A 6,502-nucleotide genomic window follows, 5' to 3' on the forward strand; every position below is an offset into this window, starting at 1 on the left:
TGTAGTTTTTTTGCCATTCGATTAAAAAAACAGCGTAAATTGACAATGGCCTTACATCCCTCAAGCGAGCGACATCTATTTGTTAATTTAACCTGTTAGATTGATCCAGTTCAATGGCTGCTCGAGCAAAAAGGCAAACGTTTCCTTTCTGATATGATAAGATCCTGCCGTTTTTGTTTTTCTCTCTTTCCTAACACTTTGGAGTCTTCATGAAACGCGATTTAGCAATGTCATTTTCTCGAGTTACCGAGGGTGCAGCTTTAGCAGGTTACAAGTGGCTTGGCCGCGGCGATAAGAACGCAGCAGATGGCGCTGCTGTTGAAGTCATGCGCAGCTTACTTAATAAAACCGAGATCAGTGGAGAGATCGTGATCGGTGAGGGCGAAATCGACGATGCGCCAATGCTGTACATTGGTGAAAACGTAGGTATTGGTGGAGACGAAGTAGACATCGCTGTCGATCCTATTGAAGGCACGCGTATGACTGCAATGGGTCAATCTAACGCTTTAGCAGTGCTAGCTGCCGGTGAAAAAGGCAGCTTCCTTAAAGCTCCAGACATGTACATGGAGAAGTTAGTTGTTGGCCCTGGTGCAAAGGGCTGTATTGATCTCAATAAACCTCTAAAAGAAAACCTAGAGAACATCGCGCAAGCGCTGAACAAGACTTTAGATACACTTGTGGTCATTACCTTAGCAAAGCCTCGTCACGATGAGGTTATCGCAGAGATGCAGGCAATGGGTGTTCGCGTCTTTGCTGTGCCAGATGGCGATGTTGCTGCGTCTATTCTAACCTGTATGCCTGATAGCGAAGTCGACGTCATGTACTGTATCGGTGGCGCTCCTGAAGGTGTTGTTTCAGCGGCTGTCATTCGCGCCTTAGACGGTGATATGCATGGTCAACTACTGCCTCGCCATGAAGTGAAAGGTGATAGTGAAGAAAACCGCATCTATGGCGCTGCAGAGCTTAAACGCTGCGAAGAAATGGGCGTGAAAGCGAATGTCGTACTTAAGATGGAAGACATGGCACGTAGTGATAACGTTGTATTCTCTGCAACTGGCATTACTAAAGGAGACCTACTTGAAGGTATCTCTCGCCAAGGTAATATCGCTACGACTGAAACTCTGTTAATCCGTGGTCGATGCCGTACTATTCGTCGTATTAAATCGACTCACTACCTAGAGCGTAAAGATCCTGAAGTAAGAGATATTATTCTTTAATAGGTGAACATCAAATTCATAGAAGGTCAGCAGTCGCTGGCCTTTTTTGTTTGGGATACGGGAACGGACTTCGTCCTACGGAGAACTGGTTGAGAGAGTGTGCATGATTCTGTGTGATTGTGTCTTCTAGGAGACAAGTGCTGTCAACACCTTCTGAACCCTCGGCTCTATCAACTTAATTTCAACGCTCACCTCTCGCATCTCAAGCGAAGCGTTCCCGAGGACGCAGTCCGTTCCATTCCTCTTAAACGCAAGAAGCCCGTTGCGTCAGCAACGGGCTTCTAAAACGACGAAAGCCTAGTCGTAAGACTAGGCTTTCTAAATAAGTGGCTGTCGGCCGGGGTTGCGGGCAACCGGGACTCGTTGGTCGCAGAGCAAAATAATACCGCAGATACAAAAAGACCCCAGCATTGCTGCTGAGGTCTGGAATAAGTGGCGGAGCGGACGGGACTCGAACCCGCGACCCCCGGCGTGACAGGCCGGTATTCTAACCAACTGAACTACCGCTCCGCACTGGTTAGACCTAAAGTCTAAATTTAAAGCCTGGCGATGTCCTACTCTCACATGGGGAAGCCCCACACTACCATCGGCGCTAATTCGTTTCACTTCTGAGTTCGGCATGGAATCAGGTGGGTCCAAATCGCTATGGTCGCCAAGCAAATTCTTTAATTCGGAAAGCTGTTATTGTGTTCTCATACACATTCAAATCTGTTCTTGCTTTGAGTCCATCAAAACCCTTTGGGTGTTGTATGGTTAAGCCTCACGGGCAATTAGTACAGGTTAGCTCAACGCCTCACAACGCTTACACACCCTGCCTATCAACGTTCTAGTCTCGAACAACCCTTTAGGACCCTCAAGGGGTCAGGGAAGACTCATCTCAGGGCTCGCTTCCCGCTTAGATGCTTTCAGCGGTTATCGATTCCGAACTTAGCTACCGGGCAATGCGTCTGGCGACACAACCCGAACACCAGAGGTTCGTCCACTCCGGTCCTCTCGTACTAGGAGCAGCCCCCTTCAATCTTCCAACGCCCACGGCAGATAGGGACCGAACTGTCTCACGACGTTCTAAACCCAGCTCGCGTACCACTTTAAATGGCGAACAGCCATACCCTTGGGACCGACTTCAGCCCCAGGATGTGATGAGCCGACATCGAGGTGCCAAACACCGCCGTCGATATGAACTCTTGGGCGGTATCAGCCTGTTATCCCCGGAGTACCTTTTATCCGTTGAGCGATGGCCCTTCCATACAGAACCACCGGATCACTATGACCTGCTTTCGCACCTGCTCGAATTGTCATTCTCGCAGTCAAGCGGGCTTATGCCATTGCACTAACCTCACGATGTCCAACCGTGATTAGCCCACCTTCGTGCTCCTCCGTTACTCTTTGGGAGGAGACCGCCCCAGTCAAACTACCCACCAGGCACTGTCCTCAACCCGGATAACGGGTCTAAGTTAGAACATCAACACTACAAGGGTGGTATTTCAAGGACGGCTCCACCGATACTGGCGTACCGGTTTCAAAGCCTCCCACCTATCCTACACATGTAGGGTCAATGTTCAGTGCCAAGCTGTAGTAAAGGTTCACGGGGTCTTTCCGTCTAGCCGCGGGTACACTGCATCTTCACAGCGATTTCAATTTCACTGAGTCTCGGGTGGAGACAGCGTGGCCATCATTACGCCATTCGTGCAGGTCGGAACTTACCCGACAAGGAATTTCGCTACCTTAGGACCGTTATAGTTACGGCCGCCGTTTACCGGGGCTTCGATCAAGAGCTTCGACTTACGTCTAACCCCATCAATTAACCTTCCGGCACCGGGCAGGCGTCACACCGTATACGTCATCTTACGATTTTGCACAGTGCTGTGTTTTTAATAAACAGTTGCAGCCACCTGGTATCTGCGACTCTCAATAGCTCCATCCGCAAGGGACTTCACCGTCAAGAGCGTACCTTCTCCCGAAGTTACGGTACCATTTTGCCTAGTTCCTTCACCCGAGTTCTCTCAAGCGCCTTGGTATTCTCTACCCGACCACCTGTGTCGGTTTGGGGTACGATTCCTTACAATCTGAAGCTTAGAGGCTTTTCCTGGAAGCATGGCATCAATGACTTCACTACCGTAGTAGCTCGACATCGTGTCTCAGCCTTAAAGAGAGCCGGATTTACCTAACTCTCAAGCCTACGCACTTGAACCTGGACAACCGTCGCCAGGCCCACCTAGCCTTCTCCGTCCCCCCATCGCAATTGTAAGAAGTACGGGAATATTAACCCGTTTCCCATCGACTACGCCTTTCGGCCTCGCCTTAGGGGTCGACTTACCCTGCCCCGATTAACGTTGGACAGGAACCCTTGGTCTTCCGGCGAGGAGGTTTTTCACCCCCTTTATCGTTACTCATGTCAGCATTCGCACTTCTGATACCTCCAGCAGACTTTACAATCCACCTTCAACGGCTTACAGAACGCTCCCCTACCCAATACAATAAATTGCATTGCCGCAGCTTCGGTTTATAGCTTAGCCCCGTTACATCTTCCGCGCAGGCCGACTCGACTAGTGAGCTATTACGCTTTCTTTAAATGATGGCTGCTTCTAAGCCAACATCCTAGCTGTCTAAGCCTTCCCACATCGTTTCCCACTTAGCTATAATTTGGGACCTTAGCTGGCGGTCTGGGTTGTTTCCCTCTCCACGACGGACGTTAGCACCCGCCGTGTGTCTCCCGGATAGTACTTACTGGTATTCGGAGTTTGCAAAGGGTTGGTAAGTCGGGATGACCCCCTAGCCTTAACAGTGCTCTACCCCCAGTAGTATTCGTCCGAGGCTCTACCTAAATAGATTTCGGGGAGAACCAGCTATCTCCAGGTTTGATTGGCCTTTCACCCCTAGCCACAAGTCATCCGCTAATTTTTCAACATTAGTCGGTTCGGTCCTCCAGTTGATGTTACTCAACCTTCAACCTGCCCATGGCTAGATCACCTGGTTTCGGGTCTATATCCAGCAACTCGACGCCCAGTTAAGACTCGATTTCTCTACGGCTCCCCTAGATGGTTAACCTTGCTACTGAATATAAGTCGCTGACCCATTATACAAAAGGTACGCAGTCACACCACGAAGGTGCTCCTACTGCTTGTACGTACACGGTTTCAGGTTCTATTTCACTCCCCTCACAGGGGTTCTTTTCGCCTTTCCCTCACGGTACTGGTTCACTATCGGTCAGTCAGTAGTATTTAGCCTTGGAGGATGGTCCCCCCATATTCAGACAGGATATCACGTGTCCCGCCCTACTCGATTTCACTGATGATGAGATGTCGGTTACGGGGCTATCACCCTGTATCGCTGAGCTTTCCAGCTCATTCACCTGTCTCATTAAAAGCTTAAGGGCTAGTCCAATTTCGCTCGCCGCTACTTTCGGAATCTCGGTTGATTTCTTTTCCTTCGGGTACTTAGATGTTTCAGTTCCCCGAGTTCGCCCTGTTAACCTATGTATTCAGTTAACAGTAATTGCTTATGCAATTGGGTTTCCCCATTCAGAAATCCCAGACTCAAATGGTTGTTACTACCTAATCTGGGCTTATCGCAAGTTACTACGTCTTTCATCGCCTCTGACTGCCAAGGCATCCACCGTGTACGCTTAGTCACTTAACCATACAACCCCAAAGGGTCTTCTGTTTAAACAACCAAAGTTGTCTGCATTTTTATACATGTGCAGACACGATTTTGCCGGACTCAAATTTCCAAGAACACTTGAATGTGTGTTGGTACCTAATAACATAAGTCATTAGGATTTGAGAACTTTTAATTGAATAACAACGCATCTCAAAGAGATGGGGATTGTTGTTATTCGTCAGCTTTCCAAATTGTTAAAAGAGCTAGATTTTCTGATGAAAACCATTTTTAAGAACACTTACGCAAATGCGCTTAAAGATGGTGGAGCTAAGCAGGATCGAACTGCTGACCTCCTGCGTGCAAGGCAGGCGCTCTCCCAGCTGAGCTATAGCCCCATCAGGTGTTGATACTGTGTGCCAATTCTTCTGGGAGGAAGATTGGTGGGTCTGAGTGGACTTGAACCACCGACCTCTCGCTTATCAGGCGAACGCTCTAACCACCTGAGCTACAGACCCAGTATCGTCTCTTAACGTGTATAAACATATCAATCTGTGTGAACACTCATCGCAATAATCATCGTATAAGGAGGTGATCCAGCCCCAGGTTCCCCTAGGGCTACCTTGTTACGACTTCACCCCAGTCATGAACCACAAAGTGGTGAGCGTCCTCCCGAAGGTTAAACTACCCACTTCTTTTGCAGCCCACTCCCATGGTGTGACGGGCGGTGTGTACAAGGCCCGGGAACGTATTCACCGTGGCATTCTGATCCACGATTACTAGCGATTCCGACTTCACGGAGTCGAGTTGCAGACTCCGATCCGGACTACGACGCACTTTTTGGGATTCGCTCACTTTCGCAAGTTGGCCGCCCTCTGTATGCGCCATTGTAGCACGTGTGTAGCCCTACTCGTAAGGGCCATGATGACTTGACGTCGTCCCCACCTTCCTCCGGTTTATCACCGGCAGTCTCCCTGGAGTTCCCGACATTACTCGCTGGCAAACAAGGATAAGGGTTGCGCTCGTTGCGGGACTTAACCCAACATTTCACAACACGAGCTGACGACAGCCATGCAGCACCTGTCTCAGAGTTCCCGAAGGCACCAATCCATCTCTGGAAAGTTCTCTGGATGTCAAGAGTAGGTAAGGTTCTTCGCGTTGCATCGAATTAAACCACATGCTCCACCGCTTGTGCGGGCCCCCGTCAATTCATTTGAGTTTTAATCTTGCGACCGTACTCCCCAGGCGGTCTACTTAACGCGTTAGCTCCGAAAGCCACGGCTCAAGGCCACAACCTCCAAGTAGACATCGTTTACGGCGTGGACTACCAGGGTATCTAATCCTGTTTGCTCCCCACGCTTTCGCATCTGAGTGTCAGTATCTGTCCAGGGGGCCGCCTTCGCCACCGGTATTCCTTCAGATCTCTACGCATTTCACCGCTACACCTGAAATTCTACCCCCCTCTACAGTACTCTAGTCTGCCAGTTTCAAATGCAATTCCGAGGTTGAGCCCCGGGCTTTCACATCTGACTTAACAAACCACCTGCATGCGCTTTACGCCCAGTAATTCCGATTAACGCTCGCACCCTCCGTATTACCGCGGCTGCTGGCACGGAGTTAGCCGGTGCTTCTTCTGCAGCTAACGTCAAATCCATACGCTATTAACGCATGAACCTTCCTCACTGCTG

General features: G+C 49.7%; 1 protein-coding gene, 3 tRNA genes and 3 rRNA genes. 1 reads left to right on the top strand and 6 read right to left on the bottom strand.

The window, feature by feature from the left end; genetic code table 11:
• Positions 1-209: 209 nt before the first annotated feature.
• Positions 210-1,217 carry a class II fructose-bisphosphatase gene (gene glpX / locus AC6R16_RS19575; RefSeq protein ID WP_500640430.1) on the top strand — a complete coding sequence of 336 codons (1,008 nt, stop codon included), beginning with the start codon at positions 210-212 and terminating at the stop codon, positions 1,215-1,217.
• Between the two features lie 433 nt (positions 1,218-1,650).
• Here the strand turns inward: glpX and AC6R16_RS19580 are convergent.
• The 6 genes from AC6R16_RS19580 to AC6R16_RS19605 form a co-directional block, all read right to left on the bottom strand.
• Positions 1,651-1,727 (bottom strand) — tRNA-Asp (locus AC6R16_RS19580).
• A gap of 31 nt (positions 1,728-1,758) precedes the next feature.
• Positions 1,759-1,874 (bottom strand): 5S ribosomal RNA (rrf, locus tag AC6R16_RS19585).
• Between the two features lie 92 nt (positions 1,875-1,966).
• Positions 1,967-4,856 (bottom strand): 23S ribosomal RNA (locus AC6R16_RS19590).
• A 280-nt stretch (positions 4,857-5,136) separates the two neighbouring features.
• Positions 5,137-5,212, bottom strand: a tRNA-Ala gene (locus AC6R16_RS19595).
• Between the two features lie 43 nt (positions 5,213-5,255).
• A tRNA-Ile gene (locus AC6R16_RS19600) sits at positions 5,256-5,332 on the bottom strand.
• A gap of 66 nt (positions 5,333-5,398) precedes the next feature.
• Positions 5,399-6,502, bottom strand: a 16S ribosomal RNA gene (locus AC6R16_RS19605); the annotation flags it as partial.

The sequence above is a fragment of the Vibrio sp. R10-SG3-ISO10 genome, from assembly GCF_059834185.1.

Excerpts from the sequence above, each read along its gene's own strand:
- glpX (WP_500640430.1), top strand. The coding sequence starts at position 210 with ATGAAACGCGATTTAGCAATGTCATTTTCTCGAGTTACCGAGGGTGCA.